The sequence below is a fragment of the Stenotrophomonas sp. FBCC-B152 genome (assembly GCF_059134105.1).
The window spans coordinates 2,850,778-2,875,434 of sequence record NZ_CP101442.1 but is presented as its reverse complement, the minus strand read 5'-3'; the positions used below and the strand labels follow the sequence as shown (position 1 = coordinate 2,875,434).

Genomic DNA, 24,657 nt, shown 5'->3' with positions numbered 1-24,657 from the left:
GCATGACGACCTCCCGCACCGTGATCCGTACCGCTTCCGCGCTCGCGCTCGGCCTGGCGTTGGCCGCCTGCGTGTCCACCGCGCCGCCGGTGAAGCCGCCGGTCGATACCACCACGCCGGCCCAGCGCATGGCCGCCGTGGATGCCAGCGCCGGCAAGGACGACAAGGAGCTGGATGTGCAGCCGCTGCGTGATGCCGGCATCGAAGACCTGCGCGTGGTGGCCAAGGCCAAGCGCCAGGCCAATGACCTGGCGGGCGCGGCCGAAGCGCTGGACCAGGCGCTGCTGATCAACGAAGGCGATCCGTCGATCGTGCAGGAACGCGCGGAGATCGCGCTGCTGCAGGGCGACTGGGCCCGCGCTGAAACGCTGGCGCGCAAGGCGGTGGAACTGGGCTCGAAGACCGGCCCGCTGTGCCGCCGCCACTGGGCCACCATCGAACAGGCGCGCCTGGCGCGCGGCGAGAAGGAAAACGCGGTGTCGGCGCACGCCCAGCTCGAGGGTTGCACGGTGCCTGGCATCAAGCGCTATTGACGGTTCAGCCGGGCAGGGCCCGGCTCTACGGCACGCGTCATCGGGCGACGCATTATCATGTCCACATGTCCCGCCTTGCCCACGCCAGCAGTGAAGCCCTCAGCGAGGGCGGCACGCTCGCCAGCCAACTCGATGCGTTCGTTGCGCGCCCGGCGCAGCTGCGCCTGACCACGGCCATCGCCGAGGCCTTCGACCAGCGCGAGGTGCTGCTGGCCGAAGCCGGCACCGGCACCGGCAAGACCTTCGCCTACCTGGTGCCGGCACTGCTGTCGGGGCTGAAGACCATCATTTCCACCGGTACCCGCGCACTGCAGGACCAGCTGTACCACCGTGACCTGCCGCGCGTGCGCGCCGCACTCGGGGTGGGACACAGCAGCGCGCTGCTCAAGGGCCGTTCCAACTACCTGTGCCGGTACCGGCTGCAGCAGGCGCGGGGTGAACCGCGCTTCACCTCGCCGCAGGAAGTGGCGCAGTTCCAGCGCATCCTGGCCTGGTCGGGGCGCACGAAGTTCGGCGACATGGCCGAACTGGAAGCGCTGCCTGACGACTCGCCGCTGTACCCGATGGTCACCTCCACGGTGGACAACTGCCTGGGCACCGAGTGCCCGTTCTGGGATGACTGCTTCGTGGTGCAGGCGCGCCAGCGTGCACAGGCGGCCGACGTGGTGGTGGTCAACCACCACCTGCTGCTGGCCGACCTGGCGCTCAAGCAGGAGGGCTTCGGCGAAATCCTGCCGGGCGCGCAGGCGTTCGTGATCGACGAAGCACACCAGTTGCCGGAGCTGGCGGCCAACTTCTTCGGCGAAGGCTTCGGCATGCGGCCGTGGCAGGAGCTGGCCCGCGACTGCCTGGCCGAGAGCCGCAGCGTGGCCGGCGCCCAGGCCGCGCTGCAGGCGCATGCCGGCACGCTGGAGCAGACCCTGCGCGATCTGCGCACGGCGATGGACGGCCTGCCGGCGCGGGGCACCCAGTGGCGCGCCCTGGCGGTGCCGCAGGTGCGCGACGGCTTCGATGCCGCGATGAGTTCGCTGGTGGCGCTGCGCGACGTGCTGGATGGCGTGCGCGCCGCATCGCCGGGGCTGGATGCCTGCCACGCGCGGGCGATGGAGGCGGTGTCGCGGTTGTCGCGCTGGTTGGGCGATGACGCGCCGCTGCTGGATTTCGACGCCGACCCGGAACAGGTGCCGGCCGCGGCCGACGTGCTGTGGTACGAACTCACCCCGCGTGGCTTCCGCTGCCAGCGCACGCCGATGGACGTGTCCGGGCCGCTGCGCGAGCATCGAGACCGCTCGATGGCGGCGTGGATCTTCACCTCGGCCACGCTGACGGTGGATGGAAAGTTCGAGCACATCGCGCAGCGACTGGGGTTGGACGACCCGATCACGCTGCTGCAGCCCAGCCCGTTCGACTGGGCCCACCAGGCGCTGTGCTACCTGCCGACCGACCTGCCGGATCCGGCCGCGCGCGGCTTTGGTACCGCGCTGATCCGCGCGCTGACCCCGGTGCTGGAGGCATCGGGCGGGCGCGCGTTCCTGCTGTTCGCTTCGCATCGCGCGCTGCGCGAGGCGGCCGAAGCGCTGCGCGACGCACCCTGGCCGCTGTTCGTGCAGGGCGAGGCGCCGCGCGCCACGCTGCTGCAGCGCTTCCGCGAATCGGGCAATGGCGTGCTGCTGGGCTCGGCCAGCTTCCGCGAGGGCGTGGACGTGGTGGGCGATGCGTTGAGCGTGGTGGTCATCGACAAGCTGCCGTTCGCCGCCCCCGACGACCCGGTGTTCGAGGCACGGCTGGATGCGATCCGCCGCGACGGCGGCAATCCCTTCCGCGACGAGCAGCTGCCGCAGGCGGTGATCGCGCTCAAGCAGGGCGTGGGACGGCTGATCCGCAGCGAGACCGACCGCGGCGTGCTGGTGCTGTGCGACCCGCGCCTGGTCAGCCGCAGCTACGGCCGCACCTTCCTGGATTCGCTGCCGCCGTTCCGGCGCACCCGCTCGCTGGGCGATGTGCAGACCTTCTTTGCGCCACAATGGCCCGCCGCTGCTGCCGACATCGGGACTGCCAGTCCCGCCCCGGTGGCTGACGCCTTTCCTACTTCCCTGTTCTGATCCCCATGAAACTGCTCGCCTTTGAAACCGCCACCGAAGCCTGTTCCGTCGCCCTGTACGTGGACGGGCAGGTCCGTGAGCGCTTCGAGATCGCCCCGCGCCGCCATGCCGAACTGAGCCTGCCCTGGGCCGAGGAACTGCTGGCCGAGGCCGGGCTGGCGCGCTCGCAGCTCGACGCGATCGCCCTGGGGCGCGGTCCCGGCGCCTTCACCGGCGTGCGGCTGGCGATTGCCATTGCCCAGGGCATCGCACTGGCGCTGGACCGCCCGCTGATTCCGGTGTCCACCCTGCAGGTGCTGGCGCTGCGCGCGCCGGCCGCGGCCACCCACGTGCTGAGCAGCATCGATGCACGCATGGGCGAGGTCTATGCGGCGCGCCACGTGCGCGTAGACGGCCAGTGGCAGTTGCAGGGCGAGGAAGTGGTGTGTTCGCCGGAGGCCGTGGAACTGCCCGATGGCACGCGCTGGTTCGGTGTCGGTACGGGCTTCGGTGCGGCCGACGGCGTGCTGGCCATGCGATTGGCCGATCAGCTGGAGGGTGTCGATGCGCAGGCGTTGCCGCGTGCCTCCGACCTGCTGACGCTGGCAGTGCCGATGTTCGAGCGCGGTGAGGCGATGGCGCCGGAGCTGGTGGAACCGGCCTACCTGCGCAACAACGTGGCGTTGACGTTGGTGGAACAGCAGGCCGCGCGCGCTGCGAAACACGGGGGATGATTCCAGCGGCCGGCGTTACCGGTCGTCGCGCAGCTCGCCGCCGGGCAGGAACACCCAGGTCCGGGTGACCTGCAGGATATCCACGCCGTCATCGGTCTTGGGCAACGGCGGGAACGGCTGGGCCAGGCGGATCACCCGCAGCGCGGTTTCATCCAGCAGCGGCGTGCCGCTGCTGCGCAGGATCCGGCTGCTTTCCACGCTGCCATCGCGGCGCACGCCCACGGTGATCACCACCTGGCCGCCCAGCCGGCGCTGGCGCGCCTCATCGGGGTAGTTGAGGTTGCCCACGCGCTCGGCGCGGTCCACCCAGGCGCGCAGGTAATTGGCGTAGGCATACTCGCGGGTACTGGCCGACACGAACTTGCGGTTCGGGCGCTTGGCGTACTGCGCCGAGCGCAGGTGCACCTCGGCGGCCAGGCGGGCCATTTCGGCATCGCGCTGCTCGCGTGCGGTCAGCGCCGCGTCCGGCTGCGGATTCTCCGGCAGCGGCTGTGGCTGCGCCTCGGCGACCTGGTCGGGGCTGTTGCGGCTGGCCACCACGCGCGCCTGCGGCGGTGGCGGGCGCGCGGCATCCTGGCGTTGTTGCGGCACCGGCGACAGCCCGGCCTGCGGCTGCGGCACGATGCCGGTCTGGTTGTCACGCGGCCGCTGCGCCTTGTCGTGGTCGCCGCCGCCCTGCTGGTTGGCCTGGGCCAGGAAGTCGGCCTGCTTGGGCGTCAGCGGGGTCTGGGTCTGGCTGAAGATCACGTCCAGGGTCGGCACCAGCGCGGCGTTGTCGCTGACCGCGAAGCCCACCCCGAGGATCAACAGCGCATGCACCAGCGCCGACAGCGCCAGGGTCGCGCCCAGGCGCTGCGATTCGCGGGCCTGCAGGGGCACCATCGGAGCGACCGCCGTATTCATTGCGCCAGGCTGGCCTCGATCGCATCGAACAGGGTGCCGGCGATGTTCAGCCCGAACTGCGCATCCAGCTCACGCACGCAGGTGGGGCTGGTGACGTTGACCTCGGTCAGGTAATCGCCGATCACGTCCAACCCCACGAAGCGCATGCCGCGGCGCTTCATCTCCGGCCCGACCTGGGCGGCGATCCAGCGGTCGCGCTCGCTCAGCGGGCGGCCTTCGCCGCGGCCGCCGGCGGCCAGGTTGCCGCGGAACTCGTCGCCCTGCGGAATCCGCGCCAGGCAGTAGTCCACAGGCTCGCCGTCGACCAGCAGGATGCGCTTGTCGCCGGCGGTGATGTCGGGGATGAACTTCTGCGCCAGGGTCAGCTTGCGCTCGCCATCGGTGAGCGTTTCCAGGATCACGTTGAGATTCGGATCACCGGTGCCGCTGCGGAAGATCGAGCGCCCGCCCATGCCGTCCAGCGGCTTGAGCACGGCCTGGCCATGTTCCAGCACGAACGCCTTGAGGTCGGCGTGGCGGCGGCTGACCAGGGTCGGCGGGCAGCACTGCGGGAAGAGAAGGGCGGCCAGCTTCTCGTTGTAGTCGCGCAGGCCCTGCGGGTCGTTCACCACCAGCGCACCGGCCTGCTGGGCCACGCCCAGCACCTGGGTGTCGTAGATGAATTCGGCATCCACCGGCGGATCCTTGCGCATCAGCACCACCTGGCCGGGGCCGAAGGTGGTCTGGCTGAATTCGCCCAGCGTGAACCAGTCATGCTTGTCGTCGCGCACCTGCAGCGGCGCGGTACGGGCCACCGCCACCCCGTCGCGCAGCGCCAGCCCACCGGGGCTGACGTAATGCAGGGCGTGGCCACGGCGCTGGGCTTCCAGCAGCATGGCGAAGGTGGTGTCCTTGGCGATCTTGATGTGGGCGATGGCATCCATCACCACGATGACGTTCAACGGCATGGTCGCAACCTGGCGGGCAGGCGCTGATGGTAGCGGCAATGCGCCCGTATTGCCTGCCCGGAGCGGCGGAACGCAGCGTCCGGCGGTCTTCACGCTTTGCGCAATTCCGGGCCGGGCCGGTTCCGGGGAGGCGCTCCCGGCTTGGCTTCGGAAGCACACCCTTGATGACGGCCGCGTGGTGGGATATAGATACGCTTTCGCAGCGGCGCCGGACCAAAGCAGAAGCGTCGCGCGCTCGGGGAAAGGTAATGACTGAAAACATGGCTGCGGGTGGGGAACTCGCAGGGCTCAGGGTGATGGTCATCGATGATTCGAAGACCATCCGCAGAACGGCCGAAACGCTGCTCAAGCGTGAAGGCTGCGAAGTAGTGACCGCGACCGATGGTTTCGAGGCGTTGGCGAAGATCGCCGACACACAGCCGCAGATCATCTTCGTGGACATCATGATGCCCCGTCTCGACGGGTATCAGACCTGCGCGCTGATCAAGAACAACCAGCTGTTCAAGGCCACGCCAGTGATCATGCTGTCGTCCAAGGACGGCCTGTTCGACAAGGCGCGCGGTCGCATCGTGGGCTCGGAGCAGTACCTGACCAAGCCTTTCACGCGTGAAGAACTGCTGGGTGCCATCCGCACATACGTAAACGCCTGACCAGGGGGGAAAGGCACAATGGCTCGAATCGTTCTGATCGAGGACTCACCGACCGACCGGGCGGTGTTCATCCAATGGTTGACCAAGGCCGGGCACGAAGTGCTCGAGGCCGGCAACGCCGAGGACGGGATCAAGCTCGTCCAGGAACACCAGCCGCAGCTCGTGCTGATGGACGTGGTGCTGCCGGGCATGAGCGGCTTCCAGGCTACCCGCGCGCTGAACCGCGATGACAAGACCAAGGCCATCCCGGTGATCATCGTGAGCACCAAGGCGATGGAAACCGACAAGGCCTGGGGGCTGCGCCAGGGCGCGGCCGCCTATGTGGTCAAGCCACCGCGCGAAGAAGACCTGATCGCGCAGATCAATGAACTGCTGGTGTCCTGATGCGTTCTCCCTTCGACATCCTTGAAGCCTACGAACGGCGCAGCCTGGCCCATGCGGTGCAGCTGCCCGAGCGGCAGTTCGCCCAGGACCTGTGGCGCGGCGTCGGCTACCGGGTCGGCAAGCGCCACCTGGTCTCGGACTTCCGCGAGGTGGTCGAAATCGTGCCGATGCCGCCGATCACCCCGGTGCCCGGCGCGCAGCCGTGGCTGCTGGGCGTGGGCAACCTGCGCGGCAACCTGTTCCCGGTGGTCGACCTGAAGTACTTCATGGAAGGCGAGCGCACCGTGCAGCAGGAAGGCCAGCGGGTGCTGATCATGCGCCAGGCCGGCGGCGACGTTGCCCTGACCATCGATGAACTGTTCGGCCAGCGCAGTTTCGAGCTGGACCAGGACATCGAGAGCGGTGACCTGGCCAGCGGCCGCTACGCCCATTTCATCGACCGCGCGTTCCATGGCGACGGCCACGACTGGGGCGTGTTCTCGCTGTCGCTGTTGTCGCGTACCCCCGAATTCAGGCAGGCCGCGGCGTGATCGCTGCTGCCTGCCTCACTGCATTGAAGATCGAGGTTGAACGATGAGTACTTCTTCGGAAACCGCCAAGGCCGGCAAGCTGGGCACGGTAGGAACCAATTTCTGGCTGGGCCTGCTTGCCCTGTCGATGATCGTGTTCGGCGTCAACACCGGCGTGGCCACCTGGCAGGGCAGTCGCCTGGCCGGCGCCAGCACCGGCGCGGCCGATCTCCAGGTGCTGTCCCAGCAGCTGGCCAACCAGGGCCGTGAAGCGGTCTCGGGCAACGCCCAGGCGTTCACCGCCTTCAAGGACACCAAGGCCCGCATCGAAAGCACCGTGAGCAGCCTGCAGGGCCGCTACGGCAGCGAAGCCAACGTGTCCGGTCCGCTCAACCAGCTGACCCAGACCTGGGAGCCGCTCGGCAAGAGCGCCGCCCAGCTGGTGGCCAGCGAACCGGCCGTGCTGGCCTTGGCTGGCAACGCCAACAACTTCGTCAACGGCGTGCCTGCCCTGCAGGCCCAGCTGAATGAAGTGGTGCGCGCCATGTCGGCCAGCGGCGCCCCGGCGTCGCAGGTGTACAACGCCCTGCAGCAGGTCGTGGTGGTGGGCTCGATGGCCCGCCGCGTGACCGAAATGCGCGCCGGTGGCGGCAACGCCGCCGCCGCGGGCGATGCGCTGGCCCGCGACTCGGTGGTGTTCACCCAGGTGCTGGACGCGCTGCGCAACGGCAACGAAGAACTGGGCATCGCCCCGGTCCGCAATGCCGCCGCGCTGGCCGCCCTGGAGCAGTCGCAGAAGCAGTGGGACACCATGAAGCAGGACGCCGACGCGATCCTGGCCAGCTCGCGCCAGCTGTTCTCGGCGCAGTCCTCGGCCGCGGCGCTGACCGGCGGTTCGACCAAGATGCTGGATGACAGCAAGAAGCTGTTCGAGGCGTTCTCCTCGTTCGGTTCGGTGCGTGATACCCGCCTGTTCCCGAACTTCTGGCTGGGCGTGATCTCCGGCGCGCTGTCGCTGATCGCCATCATCGGCTTCGTCAGCAGCACCGTGCGCAGCCGTTCGCGCGAACAGGAACTGCGCTACCAGACCCAGGTGGAATTCAACAGCCGCAACCAGCAGGCCATCATGCGGCTGCTGGACGAAATCAGCTCGCTGGGTGAAGGCGACCTGACGGTGAAGGCCTCGGTGACCGAGGACATGACCGGCGCGATCGCCGACGCAATCAACTACGCCGTGGACGAACTGCGCCACCTGGTGACCACCATCAACGACACCTCGGCCAAGGTCGCCGTGTCCACCCAGGAAACCCAGGCCACGGCCATGCAGCTGGCCGAAGCGGCCGGCCACCAGGCCAACCAGATCACCTCGGCATCGGACCGCATCGGCGAAATCGCGTCGAGCATTGAGCAGGTGTCGCGCAACTCGGCCGAATCGGCCGACGTGGCACAGCGCTCGGTGGTCATCGCCGCCGAAGGTGCCGGCGTGGTGCGTGAAACCATCCAGGGCATGGACCAGATCCGCGACCAGATCCAGGAAACCTCCAAGCGCATCAAGCGCCTGGGCGAGTCCTCGCAGGAAATCGGCTCGATCGTGGAACTGATCAACGACATTTCCGAGCAGACCAACATCCTGGCGTTGAACGCCGCGGTGCAGGCCGCCTCGGCCGGTGAAGCCGGTCGTGGTTTCGCGGTCGTGGCCGACGAAGTGCAGCGCCTGGCAGAACGCACCTCCGGTGCGACCCGCCGAATTGAAAACCTGGTCCAGGCCATTCAGGCCGATACCAACGAAGCGGTCAGCTCGATGGAGCAGACCACCGCCGAAGTGGTGTCCGGTGCACGCCTGGCCGAGGATGCCGGTACGGCACTGACTGAAATCGAACGCGTGTCCAACGCGCTCAACAACCTCATCAAGAACATCTCGATCGCCGCCCAGCAGCAGTCGTCGGCCGCGTCGGACATCACCCGCACCATGGGCGTGATCCGTCAGATTACCGGCCAGACCTCGCAGGGCGCGGGACAGACCGCCGAGTCGATCGGTCATTTGGCACAGCTGGCGGCCGACCTGCGCCGCTCGGTTGCCGACTTCAAGCTGCCCGCGTGAGCCGCGGGCAGGGCGGAGAGGGAAGGAATCAGCAGATGATGCATCGCGATAAAGCACAGCACGACATGCGCGCCCACCTGCCGGGAGACCTGGCATGAGCACGCTGCGCGATGCCATGAGCCACGCCGCCCTGGGCTGGGTGAAGCCGGAGCTGGACGAGACCCTGCGCCAGGTGCGCAACGAGCTCGAGTACTACGCCGAAGACCCTGCCGATGGCAGCCGCATGCGCTTCTGCGCCGGCTACCTGCACCAGGTGCAGGGCACCCTGCGCATGGTCGAGCTGTATGCCCCGGCGATGGTGGCCGAGGAGATGGAACAGCTGGCCAATGCCATCGGCGCGGGGGAAGTCCCCGACCGCGACGAAGCCTGCGCCACCCTGATGCGCGGCAGCGTGCTGCTGCCCGACTATCTGGAGCGCCTGCAGAACGGTCACCGCGACATCCCGATCGTGCTGCTGCCGCTGCTCAACGACATCCGCCTGGCGCGCGCCGCGCCGGTGATCAATGAAAGCGTGCTGTTCGCGTTCGCGCCGGACAGCGCCAGCGCCACCGAGGCCGAACTGGACCACGCACGTGGCAGCCTGAGCGGGCGCAACCGCGAGCTGCTCGACACCGTGGGCAATGCGGTCAAGGAAGAGCTGCTGCGGATCAAGGACGCGCTGGACCTGCACCTGCGTACCGGCGGCGAGCCGGCCCAGCTGCAGACCCAGGTCAACGAACTGGGCGCGGTCGCCGACACCCTGGGGATGATGGGCCTGGGCGTGGCCCGTGGCGTGGTCGTGCAGCAGCGCGATGCGCTGCGCGGCGTGGTCGACGGCCAGCAGCAGATCGATGAAACCCTGCTGCTGGATATCGCCGGGGCGCTGCTGTACGTGGATGCCTCGCTGGACGACCAGGTCGCCCACCTGGGCGCCGGCGGCAGTGGCGAAGACGATCCGAGTGCGGCCGAAGGCCGGCGTACCGTTGAAGTGCTTGCCCATGAGGCGATCGCCAACTTCTCGGCCGCGCGCGAGCATTTCGTCGCCTTCATCGAAACCAACTGGAACCACGAGCAGCTGCACGAAGTGCCGCGCCTGCTGGGCGAGGTCGCCGGCGCGCTGCGCATGCTCGACCTGTCCACGCCAGCCGATTACCTGCAGGGCGTGCGCCAGTACATCGCGGTCGAGCTGATCGGCCGCCAGCGCGTGCCCAGCGGCCGCCAGCTGGACACCCTGGCCGACGCCATGGCCAGCCTGGAGTATTACCTGGAAGCCCTGCGCGAACGCCGCCAGGGTCGCGACGACATTCTCGACATCACCCGCACCAGTCTGGAAACGCTGCGCTACTGGCCGCTGCCGGACGAGAACGCGGCGCCGGTCGATGCCAGCGCCGAGGCGCTGCCGGTGGCCCCGGAACACGTAGAACTGAGTGGCTGGGATGCGCCCGTGGTGGCCCCGGTGGAAACGGCGGTCACACCGGCCGCCCCGGCACCGGGCGAGGTTCCTTCGCCGCCGCTGCCGGACTTCACGTTCGAGCCGCTGCCTGAGGTCGCTGCCGCCGCGCCCGTCGCGCCCGTCGCGCCGGCCGGCAAGCCCGCGCCGACGCTGGTGTTCGAAGCCTCGACCGCCCCGGTCGCCGCGGACGCGCCGCAGTGGACGCTGCACAGCGAAGCCCTGCGTACCGATGACGCGCCCACCTTCGCCAACTTCGATCCGGTGCTGGCGGAAGATGCCAGCGCGGGTACGACGTGGGAGGTTGCAGCAGCATCCGACATCGCCCCGATCGCCCTGGATGGCGTGGCCGCCTCGCCGTCCGACACCGCGGCACCGATCGCCACCGGGTTCGACCCGGTCGCCGCCGAACACGATGCACTGGAACTGAGCGACGAGCCGATCGAATTCACCTTCGACGAGCCGCTGCACAATGCCGGCGACGTGCTCTCGCTGCAGATCGACGACGCGCCGGCCACCGACAGCGACGAGCTGGATGTACAGGCACTGCCGGCGTTCCTGCAGGAGCAGGCCGAACCGGTTGAAGACGAACCGGTTGAAGCGGTCGCCGTACCGGCCGACGACCTCATCGAGGCCCGTCAGGACGAGGCTCGCGAAGACGAAGCTGCCGTTGAAGCAACGGGCGTAGGCTCCGTCGCTGGCGTGCAGGAAGCGGTGATCAGCAAGATCGAGCTGGACGACGAATCCGCGCGCTTCCTTGCCGAGCTGGATGCCGCCGCAGCGCAGTTCTCCACCGCGCCGGCGGTCGAGTCGCCTGCCGTCGTCGACGCGCCGGTTGCCGTCGACGAGCCGGGCACCATCGAGGCCGGCTTCGAGGACGATGGCGAGAACATCGACCAGGACATCCGCGAGGTCTTCATCGAAGAGTTCGACGAGGAACTGGTCAACCTGGGCAACCTGCTGCCGGTCTGGCGCATGGCCCCGGACAACATGGACCGCCTGCGTCCGATCCGCCGCGTGTTCCACACCCTGAAGGGCAGTGGCCGCCTGGTGGGCGCGCGCACCCTGGGCGAGTTCAGCTGGAAGATCGAAGGCATGCTCAACCGCGTGCTGGACGGCAGCCGCCCGGCATCGCCGGCGGTGGTGGCGATGGTCACCCAGGCCTATGAAGTGCTGCCGCAGCTCAACGCTGCGCTGCGCGATGGCAGCCGCGTGAGCGCCGACCTGCAGGCCATGCAGGGCATCGCCGACCGCGTTGCCGCGGGCGAGGAAACCTTCCATGTGCCGCTGCAGCGGCCGACCCCGGCCGCCGCGCCGGTGGAACCGACCGACGTGGTCGTGCCCGACGTCGCGCAGGAAGCCGCCGACGTCGAGGCCGTCGAAGCAGTGGAAGAGATCACGGGTACCCCGGCCAACATCGACGAGGTACTGCGCGAGATCCTGGAGGCCGAAGTCGAGGCCCACCACGCCACGCTGCAGGCCTGGCTGGAAGAAGCACAGTCGGCGCCGCAACCGGTCACTGATACCCTGCTGCGCGCGGTGCACACCATGAACGGTGCGTTCGCGATGACCGACGTGCCGGAAATCACCGCTGTCACCGGTAACGCCGAGAGCTTCATCAAGCGCTCGCTGGCCGCCGATGCGGTTCCGGGCACCGAAGGCGTCGAGGCACTGGCCGCTGCCGCCGTTGCGATCCGTACCACGATGGTGGCGCTGCAGGCCGAATCCCCGCGCATTCCGTCGCAGGCTGCGCTGGCCGAACGCCTGCAGGCGCTGGCCGAAACGCTGCCCGAAGCACGCTGGCCGGCACTGGTTGCCGACGATGGCGTGGACCTGGACGGTGATGACGCTGACGAACTGGATGCAGTCGCCGTCGCCGATGCCGATGCGGAGGCCGATGCATCCCAGGCCGCGCACGACGTCACCGCCCATGAGCTGGCCGCGTTCTCCGCACAGTTCGATGAGCGCAATGGCTATGCCGTTGCCGACGACAGCACCGACACCGGGCTGCAGCAGGCCATCGTCGAGGCCGACGCGCTGTCGGTGGTCGACGCCGGCGAAACTGCGGACGATGCCCTGGTTGTGGATGAGCTGACCGGCAGCGACGATCTTTCCGCCTATTTCAACGCCGAGCTGGTGACCCCGTTCGACGCGCCGTCCAGCGCGCCGGTCGATACCACGCCGGAAACCGTGGAAGCCCCGATCGTCGAGCGTGGCCTGGAAACGGTGGAGCTGACGGGTGCGGACGATCTGTCGCGCTTCTACGAACACACTCTGCCGGAGTCGTTGGAGGTCGTCGACGTAGCTGCCTCGGAGCCGTCGCAGCCGCTCGAAATCGTGGCCGAAGAAATCCAGGCCATCGAACTGGAAGCCGTGGAAGTCGAGGCGCTGCACGACGCGATCGAGTCGGAGGCCGACGCACCGGTCATCGCCGATGACAGCGCCGGGTACAGCCTGGAGGCCATCGAAGAGAACGAAGACGCCGCAGCGCTTGAAGACATCCTCCCGGCGACCCCGGCGTTCGGTGAAACCGTTGAACTGCAGCAGGCGCTGGACGATGGTCTGACCATCGTCGACGGCCCTGATGCGGAAGCGACTGCCGAAGACGCACCGGTGCTGGGCCTGGATGCCCGCCATGAGGCACTGGACGAGCGCGATGCCTTCGCCGAGGCCGAAGCAGGCCTGTCCGATGCCGAAGAGGCGTCGCCGCCGGCACCGCTGTTCGAACTGGAAGACGCTCCGTTGTCCGCCGCCGTTGCGGCGGACGAAGCGGCCGTCGAAGAAGAGGAACTCGACGATGCCGGTTCGCTGGACTTTAGCGTCCTGGACCGCGAACTGGTCGACATCTTCGTCGAGGAAGGCAAGGACCTGCTCGACCATTGCGATGGCCTGATCAGCGAACTGCGTGCCGCACCCCAGGACCGCGAAGCAATCGCCGGGCTGCAGCGTGACCTGCACACCCTCAAGGGTGGCGCACGCATGGCCGGCATCAACGCCATCGGCGACCTGGGCCACGGCATCGAATCGCTGCTGGAGGCGGTCGCCGCCAACCGTACCGATATCGACCGCAGCGACGTCCACCTGCTGGAGCGTGGCTTCGACCGCCTGCACCAGATGCTGACCCGCACCGGTCGCCACCGTGACGTGGCCATGCCGGACGACCTGATCGCCGCGTTTGAAGCGCGCACGCTGGGCCGCGCCGAAGCAGAAGACGCGCCCGCCACGACCGCTGCCGCGGTCGAGGTCCCGGCGGTGGTCGATACCGCCGTTGCATCGGCACCATTGTCCGCACCGGTGCCGCTGGAAGCGTCCAGCGAGGAAGACACCCTGGCGCGTCCGCAGCAGGAACAGGTGCGCGTGCGCGCCGACCTGCTGGACCGCCTGGTCAACCACGCCGGCGAAGTGGCGATCTACCGTTCGCGCCTGGAACAGCAGCTCGGCGCCTTCCGTGGCGCAATGGGCGAACTGGACCGCACCAATGCGCGTCTGCGCGACCAGCTGCGTCGCCTGGACCTGGAAACCGAAGCCCAGATCGTGGCCCGTTACCAGCGCGAGCAGGAACAGGTCGACCACAAGTTCGACCCGCTGGAACTGGACCGCTTCTCCACGCTGCAGCAGCTCAGCCGTGCGCTGAACGAATCCGCAGCCGACCTTGGCGGCCTGCAGGGCGTGCTGGACGACCTGTCGCGCCAGTACGACGTCCTGCTGCAGCAGCAGTCGCGGGTCAGCTCGGAACTGCAGGATGGCCTGATGCGCGCGCGCATGGTGCCGTTCGACGGGCTGGTGCCGCGCCTGCGCCGCGTGGTCCGCCAGGCTGGCCAGGACACCGGCAAGCAGGTCCACGTCACCCTGGACGGTACCCACGGCGAACTGGACCGCAACGTGCTCGACCGCATGGTCGCGCCGCTGGAACACATGCTGCGAAACTCCGTGGCCCATGGCCTGGAGACCCCGGAGCAGCGCCGCGCCGCCGGCAAGCCGGAGGAAGGCGAGATCGCCATCCGCCTGCGCCGCGAAGGCTCGGAAATCGTGCTGGAAGTGGCCGATGACGGCGCCGGGCTGAACCGCGAGGCGATCCGTCGCCGCGCCGAACAGCGTGGCCTGGTCGAGGCCGATGCCGTGCTGGGCGATGCCGAACTGGACGCGATGATCTTCTCGCCCGGCTTCAGCACCGCCGACCAGGTCAGCCAGCTGGCGGGCCGTGGCGTGGGCATGGACGTGGTGCACAACGAAGTGCGCCAGCTGGGCGGCTCGGTGGACATCCACTCGGTGCCGGGCAAGGGCGTCACCTTCACCCTGCGCCTGCCGCAGACCCTGGCGGTCACCCAGGCGGTGTTCGTGCAGATCGGCGACACCACCTTCGCGGTGCCGGTCGCCTCGGTCAGCGGTATCGGCCGGATTTCGCGCGAGCGCTTCGAATCGGCCAGCGGCGGCTACCACTACGGCGGCGAAGAATTCGCGCTGCACGACCTGGGCACGCTGGTCGGCCAGGGCCAGGCCCGTGCCGAAGGGCAGGACCAGGTGCCGCTGCTGCTGGTGCGCGCCGGTGAACTGCGCGCGGCCGTGGCCATCGACCAGGTGCTGGGCAACCGCGAAATCGTGGTGAAGCCGGTCGGCCTGCAGATCGCCTCGGTACCGGGCATCTACGGCGCCACCATCACCGGCGATGGCCGCGTGGTGGTGATCCTGGACGTCGCCCCGCTGGTGCGCCGTTACCAGGCCAACCCGCTCAAGCCGATCGCACCGGCCGCGCAGGCCACCGACCGCCAGGCTCCGTTGGTGATGGTGGTCGACGACTCGTTGACCATGCGCAAGGTCACCGGCCGCATCCTGGAACGCCACAACTTCGAAGTGGCCGTTGCCCGCGACGGTATCGAAGCGCTGGAGCGCCTGGAAGAGCGGGTGCCCGACCTGATGCTGCTGGATATTGAAATGCCGCGCATGGATGGCTATGAACTGGCCACCGCCATGCGCGCCGATCCACGCTACAAGGGCGTGCCGATCGTGATGATCACCTCGCGCAGCGGCGACAAGCACCGTCAACGCGCCTTCGAAATCGGTGTCCAGCGTTACCTGGGCAAGCCGTACCAGGAGCTGGACCTGATGCGAAACGTGTATGACCTGCTGGGGATCGCCCGTGCCCGTGAATGACCTGAACCCGCTGCCGTCGGTGGCATTGCTGGCACGGGTCGGCCCGGCGCGTGAGCGCCTGCGCGAAGCGCTGGCCCAGGCCGGTGCGACCGTGGTGCTGGAAGAAGATCCCAACAGCGTGGATCTGGAAACCCTGGGCGGCGCCGACGCCGGCGCGGTGTTGATCGCGCTGGAACCGGCCATCGAGGATGCGCTGGAACGCCTCGACCCGGTGCTGGCCTCGCCGTCGCTGACCGTCATCTTCGACGAAGCCGAACTGGCTGCCCGCCGCGAAGGCTGGGAAGCCCAGCGCTGGGCGCGCCACCTGGTGGCCAAGCTGCACGGCCACCAGGACGTGCTGCCGCCGGGCGCCGAACAGGAAGGCCTGCTGCAGCCCGAACCCGGCCTGCCGCAGACGCCTGCCGAACTGCATGCCGACGCGCCGCTGGAATTCCATGTGCGCGAAGCCTTCGACGCGGCCGGTGACGTGCCGCCCGATGGCCTGTACCCGGCGCCGGAAGGCTACAGCGAGCCGATCTCGCTGGAAGAAGCACTGGCGGCCATGCAGGCCCCGGTAGTCGCGCCGTCGGCCAGCGTGCCGCCGCCGGTCCCGGCCTCGGCCCCGGCTGCGCCGCGCGCGCCGCTGGGCGACCACAGCAGCTGGGCGCTGGTGGATGAAGACAGCGCCGTTCCCGTTGCCGCGCCGGCCGCGCCGGTCAGCGCGCCGATCGAACCCAGCGCGTTCGATATCGACCGCCTGTCGCTGGTCGAGCTGGAAGCCGACGCCGACCCGAGCGGTGCCGCACCCGGCGCCGTGCTGGTGCTGGCGGGCATCGGTGGGCCCGACGCACTGCGCCGCCTGCTGGCCGCGCTGCCGGCCGGGCTGGCGGTGCCGATCCTGGTCTACATGCGCCTGGACGGGGGCCGTTACGGCAACCTGGTCAAGCAGATGGCCCGTGTATCGGCGTTGCCGGTGGTGCTGGCCGAATCCGACCAGCCGGTGCTGGCAGGCAATGCCTACATCCTGCCCGATGACGTGGGCGTGGCCGTGCACAACCGTGGCCTGCATTTCACCGCCGACGCCAAGGGCATCCAGGTGGCCGCGTTGCCGCCGGCGCACAGCGCCGTGGTGATGCTCAGCGGCAGTGACGTGGCGCTGCTGGACGACGTGCTGTCGCTGGCCGTGGCCGGCGGCTGGGTCGCCGGGCAGACCGGTGAAGGCTGCTACGACCCGATCGCCGCCAACGCGGTGGTTGCCGCCGGCATGGCCGCCGGGGATCCGCCGCAGCTGGCCGTCGCCATCGCCGAACGCTGGGGCGTGAGCGAGTAATCGCCACGCCGTATCACTTTCAGGAAGCAGACTCATGAGCTACGCCAGCAACGACGAAATCCGTGGGGTACTGATCCAGGCCGGGAGCGAGCGCGTGCTGCTGCCCAATGCGACGGTGGCCGAAATGATGTCCAAGGTGCCGGTTACCCCGGTGGACAACGCGCCCGCGTGGCTGGTCGGCGAGATCCGCTGGCAGGGCTGGGACGTGCCGCTGATGTCGTTCGCGCGCCTGTCCGGGCTGGGCGAGGAAGCGGTGGTGAGCAACAACAAGGTCGTGGTGCTCAAGGCGCTGGGCGGCAACGCCAACCGCCCGTACTTCGCACTGCTGACCCAGACCTTCCCGCAGCTGATCGCGGTGCCGCGCGACGGCCTGCTGGCCGACGCCTCCGAAGAAACCCTGCCGCAGGGCGTGCACATGCGCGTGCTGCTGGGTGAACAGAGTGCGTTGTTGCCCGACCTGGATGCGCTGGAAGCCGCGCTGGATGAAGTGCTTCCCGTAGTTTGACATCGCGTGCAGCCACGCAGGGCGTGGCTCTACGGGCGGTGCAGTAGAGCCACGCCCTGCGTGGCTGCGCGCCGCCGGATCAGCCAAGATCCCCCAACTGCGCCTGCAAGGCCGCAATAGCAGCCAACCCCGCGGTCTCGGTACGCAGGATCCTCGGCCCCAGCTGCAACCCCTGGAACCCGGCGGCCGCCAAGGCCTGCCGGTCACGCGGCGACCAGCCACCCTCCGGCCCGATCGCGATCACCACGCCCCCGGGCGCGGCCTCCAACGTCGACAACCGGTGCTCGCCCAGCGGGTCCAGCGTCAGCTTCAGCGCTTCCGCCGGCATCGCCTTGGCTGCCTCCTGCACGCCCAGCGGCGCCGCTACCTCCGGCACCCGAGCGCGCCCGGACTGACCACAGGCCGACACCACTACGCTGCGCCAATGTGCCAACCGCTTCTCCGCGCGCGCCGCATCCAGCTTGACCTCGGTGCGCTCGGCATTCACCGGCACGATCGCCTGCACGCCCAGTTCGGTGGCCTTCTGCAGGATCAGGTCCATCTTCTCGCCGCGCGCGATGCCCTGCAGCAGGGTGATCGACAACGGCGATTCGTTGTCCAGCGCCTGCGCGGCCTCGATCCGCACGCGCGCGTCGCGCTTGCCCGATTCCACCAGCGTGGCGCTGTAGTCGTGGCCATCGCCATTGAACAGCACGCAGCCTTCACCTTCGCGCAGGCGCATCACGCGGACCAGATGATTGGCCACCTCTTCCGGCAGCGACAGGGTCTGGCCGACGGCCAGCGGGGCATCCACATAAGAACGGGTCACGCGCATGCAACAGCTTCCTCGATCGCGGCCAGGGTGGTCTGGGCCAGCAGGTCCAGGTGTTCGTCCTCCACGCAGTAGGGAGGCATCCAGTACAGCACGTTGCCCAGCGGGCGCAGCACCACGCCGCGCCGCAACGCGGCGTTGTAGGCGTGCAGCCCCACCCGTGCTTCGGCGGGGAAGGGCGTGCGCTTGTCGCCGTTGCGGGTCAGCTCGAACGCCACCACCATGCCGGTCTGGCGCACATCGGCCACGTGGGCGTGGTCGGTGAAGGGCGCGGCCAGGGTGCGCATGACCTCGGCGGTGCTGCGGTTGCGCGCGATCACATCCTCGCTGGCGAAGATGTCCAGCGTGGCCAGCGCCGCCGCACAGGCCAGCGGGTTGCCGGTGTAGCTGTGCGAATGCAGGAAGGCGCGCTCGCGGCTGTCGTCCAGGAACGCGTCGTACAGTGCCTGGGTGGCCAATACCGCCGCCAGCGGCAGGAAGCCGCCGGTCAGGCCCTTGGACAGGCACAGCAGGTCGGGCATCACCCCGGCCTGTTCGCAGGCGAACAGGGTGCCGGTGCGGCCAAAGCCGGTGGCGATCTCATCGGCGATCAGGAACGCCCCATTGGCATCGCACAGTTCGCGCGCCCGCTTGAGATAGACCGGGTCGTGCATGCGCATGCCGCCGGCGCACTGCAGGCGCGGTTCCAGGATCACCGCGCAGATCTCGCCCGGGTGCTGGTCGAACAGGTCGGCCAGGCGATCAGCCGCCTCATGGGCGCGCTCGGCGGCGCTTTGCCCGGGTTCGGCCAGGTAGGCGTCGGGCGAGGGCGCGAACAGCGCCTCGGTCAGCAGCGGCGCGTACACGCGGCGGTACAGCGGAATATCCCCGACCGACAGCGCCCCCAGGGTTTCACCGTGGTAGCCGTTCTCCAGCGCCACGAAGCGGGTACGGTGTTCCTCGCCGCGGTTGCGGAAGTAATGGAACGCCATCTTCAGCGCCACCTCGACCCCGGCCGAGCCGTTGTCGGCATAGAACACCTTGGACAGCGGCGCACGCCCGGCCTGCCGCGGCGCGATCGCCAGCAGGCGTTCGGCCAGTTCCACCGCCGGTTCGTGGCTGAAGCCGGCCAGCATCACCTGTTCCAGCTGGGTCGCCTGGCGGGCGATGGCCGCGCCGATGCGCGGTTCGGCGTGGCCGAACAGGTTGGTCCACCAGCTGCTCACCGCATCCAGGTAGCGGTGTCCCTCGTGATCGACCAGCCACGGGCCTTCACCGCGCGCAATCGGCACCAGCGGCAAGGTGTCCGGGTGCTCGCGCATCTGCGTGCACGGGTGCCACAGCACGGCCAGGTCGCGTTGCCGCCACCGGTCGGCCAACGTAAGGGGGGCTGGGTCTGCTAGCATTTCGAGCTCATGGCCACGTTTTCACCTGCCTGCATTCTATCGATCTCCAAGAGCCAGTTCGCATGACCCGTCCGCTGCCCACCATCCACCAGATCACGGACGAGGAAAGCGGCCCGTTCCAGCGGCAGCACCTGGACCTGGAGTTCTCCAACGGCGAACGCCGCCGTTTCGAACGCCTGGTCAGCCGTGGCCACGGTGCGGTGGTGGTGGTGCCGATGCTGGATGACGAGACCGTGCTGCTGGTGCGTGAATACGCAGCCGGCGTGCACCGCTACGAACTGGGGCTGGTCAAGGGACGCATCGATGCGGGCGAAACCCCCGAGCAGGCCGCCGACCGCGAGCTGAAGGAAGAGGCCGGTTACGGCGCGCGCCGCCTGGACGTGCTGCGCGCCATGACCCTGGCCCCGACCTACATGAGCCACCTCTCGCACCTGGTGGTGGCGCGTGACCTGTACCCCGAACGGCTGGTCGGCGATGAGCCCGAAGAGCTGGAAGTGGTGCCCTGGAAACTCGCCGAGCTCGACCAGCTGATGCTGCGCGAGGACTTTTCCGAAGGGCGTTCGCTGGCGGCGTTGTTCATTGCCCGCCAGTGGCTGGAACGCGGGGAATGATCAAACTCACCACCGATCTGCGCGAAACGGTCATTGCCATTGCCCAGGACGCCGCCGCCGCCATCATGGCGGTGTACGCCACCCCCTTCGATGTCGAGATCAAATCCGACCGCAGCCCGGTGACCGCCGCCGACCTGGCCGCCAACCAGGTGATCCTGCGCGGGCTGGGCCAGCTGACCCCGGACCTGCCGATCCTGTCCGAGGAATCGGCGCAGGTGCCGTGGGAGGTGCGCCGGCACTGGGGCGCCTACTGGCTGGTGGACCCGCTCGATGGCACCCGCGAGTTCGTCAAGCGCAACGACGAGTTCAGCGTCAACATCGCCCTGATCTACCAGGGCGCGCCGGCGTTCGGGGTGGTGCTGGCCCCGGTCAGCGGGGTGGCCTGGCACGCCATGCGCGGCGAGCTGGCCTACCGTCGCGACGGCATGCATGACTCGGTGCTGCGCACCCGCACCCCGGCGCTGCCGCCGCTGCAGGTGGCCGCCAGCCGCTCGCACCGCAGCCCGGAAACCCAGGCGCTGCTGGATCGCATGGGTGATATCGAGGTCGTCGCGCAGGGCTCGTCGCTGAAATTCTGCCGGCTGGCGGAAGGTACGCTCGATGTGTACCCGCGGCTGGGCCCGACGGCCGAGTGGGATACCGCCGCCGGCCAGTGCGTGCTGCACGCCGCAGGCGGCGCGGTGCTGTCGGCCGCCACCGGCAAGCCATTCCGCTACAACCGCCGCGAAACCCTGTTGAACGGCGATTTCATCGCGCTGGGCGACACCCGCCTGCCGTGGCGCACCTGGATTCCCGCCTGACCGGAGCACCGATGTCCGCACCCGCCGAACTGGAACGCCTGCTGGGCATCATGGCGCGCCTGCGCGACCCGCTGCAGGGCTGCCCCTGGGACCTGCAGCAGGATTTCGCCAGCATCGCCCCGTACACCATCGAGGAAGCCTACGAGGTCGCCGATGCGATCGATCGCGGCGACCTGGACGACCTCTGCGACGAACTGGGCGATCTGCTGCTGCAGGTGGTGTTCCACGCGCAGATGGCCAGTGAGCAGGGCGCGTTCGGCTTTGCCGATGTGGCCCGCGCGATCAGCGACAAGATGCAGCGCCGCCACCCGCACGTGTTCGCGCAGGTGCAGGTCGACGGGGCTGAAGACGTCAACAGCAACTGGGAAGCGATCAAGCGCGCCGAGCGCGCCGCCAAGGGCGATGGCGACAGCTCTGCGCTGGCGGGCATCTCGCGCGGTCTGCCCGAATGGCAGCGGGCGGTGAAGCTGCAGGCGCGCGCGGCGCGCGTGGGCTTCGACTGGCCCGGCCCCGCGCCGGTGCTGGACAAGGTGCGTGAGGAACTGGACGAAGTCGCGGCGGAGTTCGCGCGCGGGCCGGTGCAGGACAACCAGGCACGGCTGGAAGAAGAGCTCGGCGACCTGCTGTTCGTCTGCGCCAACCTGGCGCGGCACGCCAAGGTCGACGTCGGTGCCGCGCTGCGCCACGCCAACCACAAGTTCGAACGGCGCTTCCGCGCCATGGAAGCGCAGGCCGCCGCCGAGGGTGCTTCGATGGCGGCGTTGGACCTGGAGGCGCAGGAGCGCCTGTGGGAGCAGGCCAAGGCCGGCGAAGCCAAGGCGTGAAGACGCTGCTGCTGTTCGTGCTGACCGCCGTGGCCGAGATCGTCGGCTGCTACCTGCCGTGGCTGTGGTTGCGCCGCGACGGCAGCGCCTGGCTGCTGTTGCCGGCGGCCGCCAGCCTGGCGCTGTTCGCCTGGCTGCTGACCCTGCACCCGGCCGCCAGCGGGCGCGTGTATGCCGCCTACGGCGGGGTGTACATCGGCACCGCGCTGGCCTGGCTGTGGGTGGTGGATGGCATCCGCCCGGGCCGCTGGGACCTGCTCGGGGTCGGGCTGTGCCTGGCCGGCATGGCGGTGATCATGTTCGCGCCGCGCGCGGGCTAGGCGGGGCCGACGGCGGATCAGCGGTATATTCGGCACGACCCAGGGAAAGGAGTGTGCGATGTTTCCGACCGTGCTGTTCTCGCTGATTCTGGCCTTCGTGGCCGTGGTCATCCTGTTCAAGGCCGTGCGCATGGTGCCGCAGGGCTATGAATGGACCGTGGAGCGCTTCGGCCGCTACACCCACACCATGTCGCCCGGCCTGCATTTCCTGATCCCGATCGTGTACGGGGTGGGCCGCAAGGTGAACATGATGGAACAGGTGCTGGATGTGCCCGGCCAGGAAGTGATCACCAAGGACAACGCCGCCGTGCGCGTGGACGGGGTGGTGTTCTTCCAGGTGCTGGATGCCTCCAAGGCCGCCTACGAGGTCGCCAACCTGGAAGTGGCGATGATCGCCCTGGTGCAGACCAACATCCGCACGGTGATCGGTTCGATGGACCTGGACGAATCGCTCAGCCAGCGCGAGGTGATCAACGCCAAGCTGTTGAGCGTGGTCGATCACGCCACCAATCCGTGGGGCGTGAAGGTCAACCGCATCGAGATCCGCGACATCCAGCCCCCGCGCGACCTGCTCGACGCCATGGCGCGGCAGATGAAGGCCGAGCGCGAGAAGCGCGCCCAGATCCTGGAAGCCGAAGGCTCGCGGCAATCGGAAATCCTGCGTGCCGAAGGCGAGAAGCAGGCGACCGTGCTGGAGGCCGAGGGTCGCAAGGAGGCTGCCTTCCGCGACGCCGAGGCGCGCGAGCGCCAGGCCGAGGCCGAGGCAAAGGCAACCCAGGTGGTGTCCGAGGCGATCGCGCACGGCGACGTGCAGGCCATCAACTACTTCATCGCACAGAAGTACGTGGAAGCGTTCAAGGAACTGGCCACCTCGCCGAACCAGAAGCTGGTGCTGATGCCAATGGAGGCCAGTGGCGTGATCGGTTCGATCGCCGGCGTGGCCGAACTGGCCAAGGAAGCGTTCGCCAGGCAGGAAGAAAAGAAGACCACCCGCGCGGTGCCGCCGCGCATCGGAGGCTGAGATGCGCTGGGAAGTGGTGGGGTGGGGTGCGCTGGCGCTGGTGCTGTTTGCCGCCGAAGCGCTGGCGCCGGGCGCCTTCATGCTGTGGATCGGGATAGGCGCGGCCGCGGTGTTCGTGCTGGTGGCCGTGTTCGCCGACATTCCGCTGCTGTGGCAGGTGGTGGCGTTCGTGCTGCTCAGCGTGGTCTCGATCCAGTGCTACCGGCAGTGGGGCCGCAAGCGTGCGCGGGAAACCGACGCGCCGTTGTTGAACCGCCGGGCCGAACAGCTGGTAGGGCGGGTGGTCGCGCTGGACCAGCCGATCGTGTCGGGCATTGGCCGCGCCAAGGTCGACGACGCGTTCTGGGTGGTCGCCGGCCCGGACCTGCCGGCCGGCACGCCGGTGCGCGTGGTGGCCGTGGATGGCATGACCCTGAAAGTCCAGGAAGCCTGACGGCGCAGACATGGCGCACCGCCGCAGGCGTTGCGCGGGCGGTTCTGGGATAATGAAATCCTGCATTTTTCATCCCCCGGACCGTGGTCATGACCCAGAAGACGCTACTCAACGATACCCACCGCGCGCTTGGCGCCAAGATGGTCGATTTCGGCGGTTGGGACATGCCCATCCACTACGGGTCGCAGCTGGACGAGCACCACCTGGTCCGCGCCGATGCCGGCATGTTCGATGTGAGCCACATGACCGTGGTCGACCTGCGCGGCGCGCAGGTGCGCCCGTTCCTGCGCCGCCTGCTGGCCAACTCGGTGGACAAGCTGAAGGTGCCGGGCAAGGCGCTGTACTCGTGCATGCTCAACGCGCAGGGCGGGGTGATCGACGACCTGATCGTCTACTACCTGGCCGACGACTTCTTCCGCATGGTGGTCAACGCCTCCACCCGTGAGAAGGACCTGGCCTGGATCCGCGAGCAGGCCGCCGCCTTCGACGTGCAGGTGACCGAGCGCGAAGACCTGGCGATCATCGCCGTGCAGGGCCCGACCGCGCGCGAGCGTGTCACCGGCCTGGTGGCCGAAGCCGACCGCGCCGCACTGCAGAAGCTGGGACGCTTCGCCGCCGTGGACGCCACTGCGGCCAGCGGCGCACCGCTGTTCGTCGCCCGCACCGGTTACACCGGCGAAGACGGTTTTGAAATCCTGGTCGCCCAGGACCAGGTGATCGCCTTCTGGAATGCGCTGGCGGCCGCCGGCGTGCGTCCGGCCGGCCTGGGCGCGCGAGATACGCTGCGCCTGGAAGCGGGCATGAATCTGTACGGCCAGGACATGGACGAAGCGATCAGCCCGTTCGAAGCCGCGCTGGCCTGGACGGTGGCGCTGGACGAAGGCCGCGACTTCATCGGCCGCGACGTGCTGGAAGCGCAGAAGGCCGCCGGCGACGCGCGCCAGATGATCGGCCTGGTGATGGACGAGAAGGGCGTGCTGCGCCATGGCCAGGCGGTGACCACCGCTGGCGGCACCGGCGAGATCCTGTCGGGCACGTTCTCGCCGACGCTGGGCAAGGGCATCGCGTTCGCGCGCGTGCCGGGCGGTGAGCTCGGCCAGGTGCACGTGGACATCCGCGGCCGGCAGGTGCCGGTGCGCGTGGTGAAGTTCCCGTTCGTGCGCGAAGGCCAGGCCCAACCCGGCGTGCTGGTCGAAGGCTGATCACCGGTTGTTTT

General features: G+C 68.9%; 21 protein-coding genes. 17 read left to right on the top strand and 4 right to left on the bottom strand.

Annotation, left to right across the window (positions count from 1 at the left end):
- The first annotated feature begins 2 nt into the window (after positions 1-2).
- The 3 genes from NMB40_RS13315 to tsaB all read left to right on the top strand — a co-directional run bounded on the left by NMB40_RS13315 (position 3) and on the right by tsaB (position 3,348).
- On the top strand, positions 3-533 hold the full coding sequence (locus NMB40_RS13315) for a tetratricopeptide repeat protein (RefSeq protein WP_494358704.1): 531 nt from the start codon (positions 3-5) through the stop codon (positions 531-533).
- A 65-nt stretch (positions 534-598) separates the two neighbouring features.
- A complete protein-coding gene (gene yoaA, locus NMB40_RS13310; RefSeq protein WP_494358703.1) occupies positions 599-2,635 on the top strand; it encodes a DNA repair helicase YoaA in 2,037 nt (678 codons plus the stop codon).
- A gap of 5 nt (positions 2,636-2,640) precedes the next feature.
- Positions 2,641-3,348 carry a tRNA (adenosine(37)-N6)-threonylcarbamoyltransferase complex dimerization subunit type 1 TsaB gene (gene tsaB / locus NMB40_RS13305; RefSeq protein ID WP_494358702.1) on the top strand — a complete coding sequence of 236 codons (708 nt, stop codon included), beginning with the start codon at positions 2,641-2,643 and terminating at the stop codon, positions 3,346-3,348.
- Between the two features lie 15 nt (positions 3,349-3,363).
- On the opposite strand, the gene NMB40_RS13300 is transcribed toward tsaB, so the two are convergent.
- Together NMB40_RS13300 and gshB are read right to left on the bottom strand one after the other, a co-directional pair.
- Entirely contained in the window at positions 3,364-4,251 is an 888-nt protein-coding gene (locus tag NMB40_RS13300) for an energy transducer TonB family protein (RefSeq protein WP_494358701.1), read from the bottom strand.
- A complete protein-coding gene (gene gshB, locus NMB40_RS13295; RefSeq protein ID WP_494358700.1) occupies positions 4,248-5,198 on the bottom strand; it encodes a glutathione synthase in 951 nt (316 codons plus the stop codon). The genes NMB40_RS13300 and gshB overlap by 4 nt, the downstream gene beginning before the upstream one ends.
- A gap of 248 nt (positions 5,199-5,446) precedes the next feature.
- Here gshB and pilG point away from each other — a divergent pair, with 248 nt between their 5' ends.
- The 7 genes from pilG to NMB40_RS13260 all read left to right on the top strand — a co-directional run bounded on the left by pilG (position 5,447) and on the right by NMB40_RS13260 (position 17,236).
- A complete protein-coding gene (pilG, locus tag NMB40_RS13290; protein WP_068853721.1) occupies positions 5,447-5,848 on the top strand; it encodes a twitching motility response regulator PilG in 402 nt (133 codons plus the stop codon).
- Positions 5,849-5,866: 18 nt separating this feature from the next.
- Complete coding sequence (locus tag NMB40_RS13285; RefSeq protein ID WP_494358699.1) at positions 5,867-6,232, top strand: response regulator; 366 nt, start codon at positions 5,867-5,869, stop codon at positions 6,230-6,232.
- On the top strand, positions 6,232-6,762 hold the full coding sequence (locus tag NMB40_RS13280) for a chemotaxis protein CheW (RefSeq protein ID WP_282247345.1): 531 nt from the start codon (positions 6,232-6,234) through the stop codon (positions 6,760-6,762). Before NMB40_RS13285 ends, NMB40_RS13280 begins: the two co-directional genes overlap by 1 nt.
- Before the next feature lie 43 nt (positions 6,763-6,805).
- Positions 6,806-8,842, top strand: coding sequence for a methyl-accepting chemotaxis protein (locus tag NMB40_RS13275; RefSeq protein ID WP_068853718.1), 2,037 nt, complete (start codon positions 6,806-6,808; stop codon positions 8,840-8,842).
- 94 nt (positions 8,843-8,936) lie between these two features.
- Positions 8,937-15,422 carry a hybrid sensor histidine kinase/response regulator gene (locus NMB40_RS13270; RefSeq protein ID WP_494358698.1) on the top strand — a complete coding sequence of 2,162 codons (6,486 nt, stop codon included), beginning with the start codon at positions 8,937-8,939 and terminating at the stop codon, positions 15,420-15,422.
- Positions 15,409-16,731, top strand: coding sequence for a chemotaxis protein CheB (locus NMB40_RS13265; RefSeq protein WP_494358697.1), 1,323 nt, complete (start codon positions 15,409-15,411; stop codon positions 16,729-16,731). The genes NMB40_RS13270 and NMB40_RS13265 overlap by 14 nt, the downstream gene beginning before the upstream one ends.
- A 34-nt stretch (positions 16,732-16,765) precedes the next feature.
- On the top strand, positions 16,766-17,236 hold the full coding sequence (locus NMB40_RS13260) for a chemotaxis protein CheW (protein WP_494358696.1): 471 nt from the start codon (positions 16,766-16,768) through the stop codon (positions 17,234-17,236).
- A gap of 79 nt (positions 17,237-17,315) precedes the next feature.
- Here NMB40_RS13260 and NMB40_RS13255 read toward each other — a convergent pair whose 3' ends face one another.
- Both NMB40_RS13255 and bioA read right to left on the bottom strand, forming a co-directional pair.
- Positions 17,316-18,050 carry a 16S rRNA (uracil(1498)-N(3))-methyltransferase gene (locus tag NMB40_RS13255; protein ID WP_494358695.1) on the bottom strand — a complete coding sequence of 245 codons (735 nt, stop codon included), beginning with the start codon at positions 18,048-18,050 and terminating at the stop codon, positions 17,316-17,318.
- Positions 18,041-19,432: an adenosylmethionine--8-amino-7-oxononanoate transaminase gene (bioA, locus tag NMB40_RS13250; RefSeq protein ID WP_494358694.1), complete on the bottom strand. Its 1,392-nt coding sequence runs from the start codon at positions 19,430-19,432 to the stop codon at positions 18,041-18,043. The genes NMB40_RS13255 and bioA overlap by 10 nt, the downstream gene beginning before the upstream one ends.
- A gap of 62 nt (positions 19,433-19,494) precedes the next feature.
- Between bioA and nudE the strand changes: the two genes are divergently transcribed.
- The 7 genes from nudE to gcvT all read left to right on the top strand — a co-directional run bounded on the left by nudE (position 19,495) and on the right by gcvT (position 24,643).
- On the top strand, positions 19,495-20,043 hold the full coding sequence (nudE, locus tag NMB40_RS13245; RefSeq protein WP_282247593.1) for an ADP compounds hydrolase NudE: 549 nt from the start codon (positions 19,495-19,497) through the stop codon (positions 20,041-20,043).
- Positions 20,040-20,843, top strand: coding sequence for a 3'(2'),5'-bisphosphate nucleotidase CysQ (cysQ, locus tag NMB40_RS13240; RefSeq protein WP_282247592.1), 804 nt, complete (start codon positions 20,040-20,042; stop codon positions 20,841-20,843). The genes nudE and cysQ overlap by 4 nt, the downstream gene beginning before the upstream one ends.
- An 11-nt stretch (positions 20,844-20,854) precedes the next feature.
- Complete coding sequence (mazG, locus tag NMB40_RS13235) at positions 20,855-21,667, top strand: nucleoside triphosphate pyrophosphohydrolase (RefSeq protein ID WP_494358693.1); 813 nt, start codon at positions 20,855-20,857, stop codon at positions 21,665-21,667.
- On the top strand, positions 21,664-21,987 hold the full coding sequence (locus NMB40_RS13230) for a YnfA family protein (RefSeq protein WP_282247590.1): 324 nt from the start codon (positions 21,664-21,666) through the stop codon (positions 21,985-21,987). The genes mazG and NMB40_RS13230 overlap by 4 nt, the downstream gene beginning before the upstream one ends.
- Positions 21,988-22,045: 58 nt before the next feature.
- Positions 22,046-23,008, top strand: coding sequence for an SPFH domain-containing protein (locus NMB40_RS13225; RefSeq protein ID WP_282247589.1), 963 nt, complete (start codon positions 22,046-22,048; stop codon positions 23,006-23,008).
- Between the two features lies 1 nt (position 23,009).
- The gene (locus NMB40_RS13220) at positions 23,010-23,441 is read left to right on the top strand and encodes an NfeD family protein (protein ID WP_448143351.1); all 432 of its coding nucleotides are present in this window, start codon (positions 23,010-23,012) and stop codon (positions 23,439-23,441) included.
- An 89-nt stretch (positions 23,442-23,530) separates the two neighbouring features.
- On the top strand, positions 23,531-24,643 hold the full coding sequence (gene gcvT, locus NMB40_RS13215; RefSeq protein ID WP_448143350.1) for a glycine cleavage system aminomethyltransferase GcvT: 1,113 nt from the start codon (positions 23,531-23,533) through the stop codon (positions 24,641-24,643).
- Positions 24,644-24,657: the final 14 nt, after the last annotated feature.

Bases quoted from the DNA above. Each gene is read 5' to 3' on its own strand.
- NMB40_RS13315 (WP_494358704.1), top strand. From the start codon at position 3: ATGACGACCTCCCGCACCGTGATCCGTACCGCTTCCGCGCTCGCGCTC.
- yoaA (WP_494358703.1), top strand. From the start codon at position 599: ATGTCCCGCCTTGCCCACGCCAGCAGTGAAGCCCTCAGCGAGGGCGGC.
- tsaB (WP_494358702.1), top strand. From the start codon at position 2,641: ATGAAACTGCTCGCCTTTGAAACCGCCACCGAAGCCTGTTCCGTCGCC.
- NMB40_RS13300 (WP_494358701.1), bottom strand. From the start codon at position 4,251: ATGAATACGGCGGTCGCTCCGATGGTGCCCCTGCAGGCCCGCGAATCG.
- gshB (WP_494358700.1), bottom strand. From the start codon at position 5,198: ATGCCGTTGAACGTCATCGTGGTGATGGATGCCATCGCCCACATCAAG.
- pilG (WP_068853721.1), top strand. From the start codon at position 5,447: ATGACTGAAAACATGGCTGCGGGTGGGGAACTCGCAGGGCTCAGGGTG.
- NMB40_RS13285 (WP_494358699.1), top strand. From the start codon at position 5,867: ATGGCTCGAATCGTTCTGATCGAGGACTCACCGACCGACCGGGCGGTG.
- NMB40_RS13280 (WP_282247345.1), top strand. From the start codon at position 6,232: ATGCGTTCTCCCTTCGACATCCTTGAAGCCTACGAACGGCGCAGCCTG.
- NMB40_RS13275 (WP_068853718.1), top strand. From the start codon at position 6,806: ATGAGTACTTCTTCGGAAACCGCCAAGGCCGGCAAGCTGGGCACGGTA.
- NMB40_RS13270 (WP_494358698.1), top strand. From the start codon at position 8,937: ATGAGCACGCTGCGCGATGCCATGAGCCACGCCGCCCTGGGCTGGGTG.
- NMB40_RS13260 (WP_494358696.1), top strand. From the start codon at position 16,766: ATGAGCTACGCCAGCAACGACGAAATCCGTGGGGTACTGATCCAGGCC.
- NMB40_RS13255 (WP_494358695.1), bottom strand. From the start codon at position 18,050: ATGCGCGTGACCCGTTCTTATGTGGATGCCCCGCTGGCCGTCGGCCAG.
- bioA (WP_494358694.1), bottom strand. From the start codon at position 19,432: ATGCTAGCAGACCCAGCCCCCCTTACGTTGGCCGACCGGTGGCGGCAA.
- nudE (WP_282247593.1), top strand. From the start codon at position 19,495: ATGACCCGTCCGCTGCCCACCATCCACCAGATCACGGACGAGGAAAGC.
- cysQ (WP_282247592.1), top strand. From the start codon at position 20,040: ATGATCAAACTCACCACCGATCTGCGCGAAACGGTCATTGCCATTGCC.
- mazG (WP_494358693.1), top strand. From the start codon at position 20,855: ATGTCCGCACCCGCCGAACTGGAACGCCTGCTGGGCATCATGGCGCGC.
- NMB40_RS13225 (WP_282247589.1), top strand. From the start codon at position 22,046: ATGTTTCCGACCGTGCTGTTCTCGCTGATTCTGGCCTTCGTGGCCGTG.
- NMB40_RS13220 (WP_448143351.1), top strand. From the start codon at position 23,010: ATGCGCTGGGAAGTGGTGGGGTGGGGTGCGCTGGCGCTGGTGCTGTTT.
- gcvT (WP_448143350.1), top strand. From the start codon at position 23,531: ATGACCCAGAAGACGCTACTCAACGATACCCACCGCGCGCTTGGCGCC.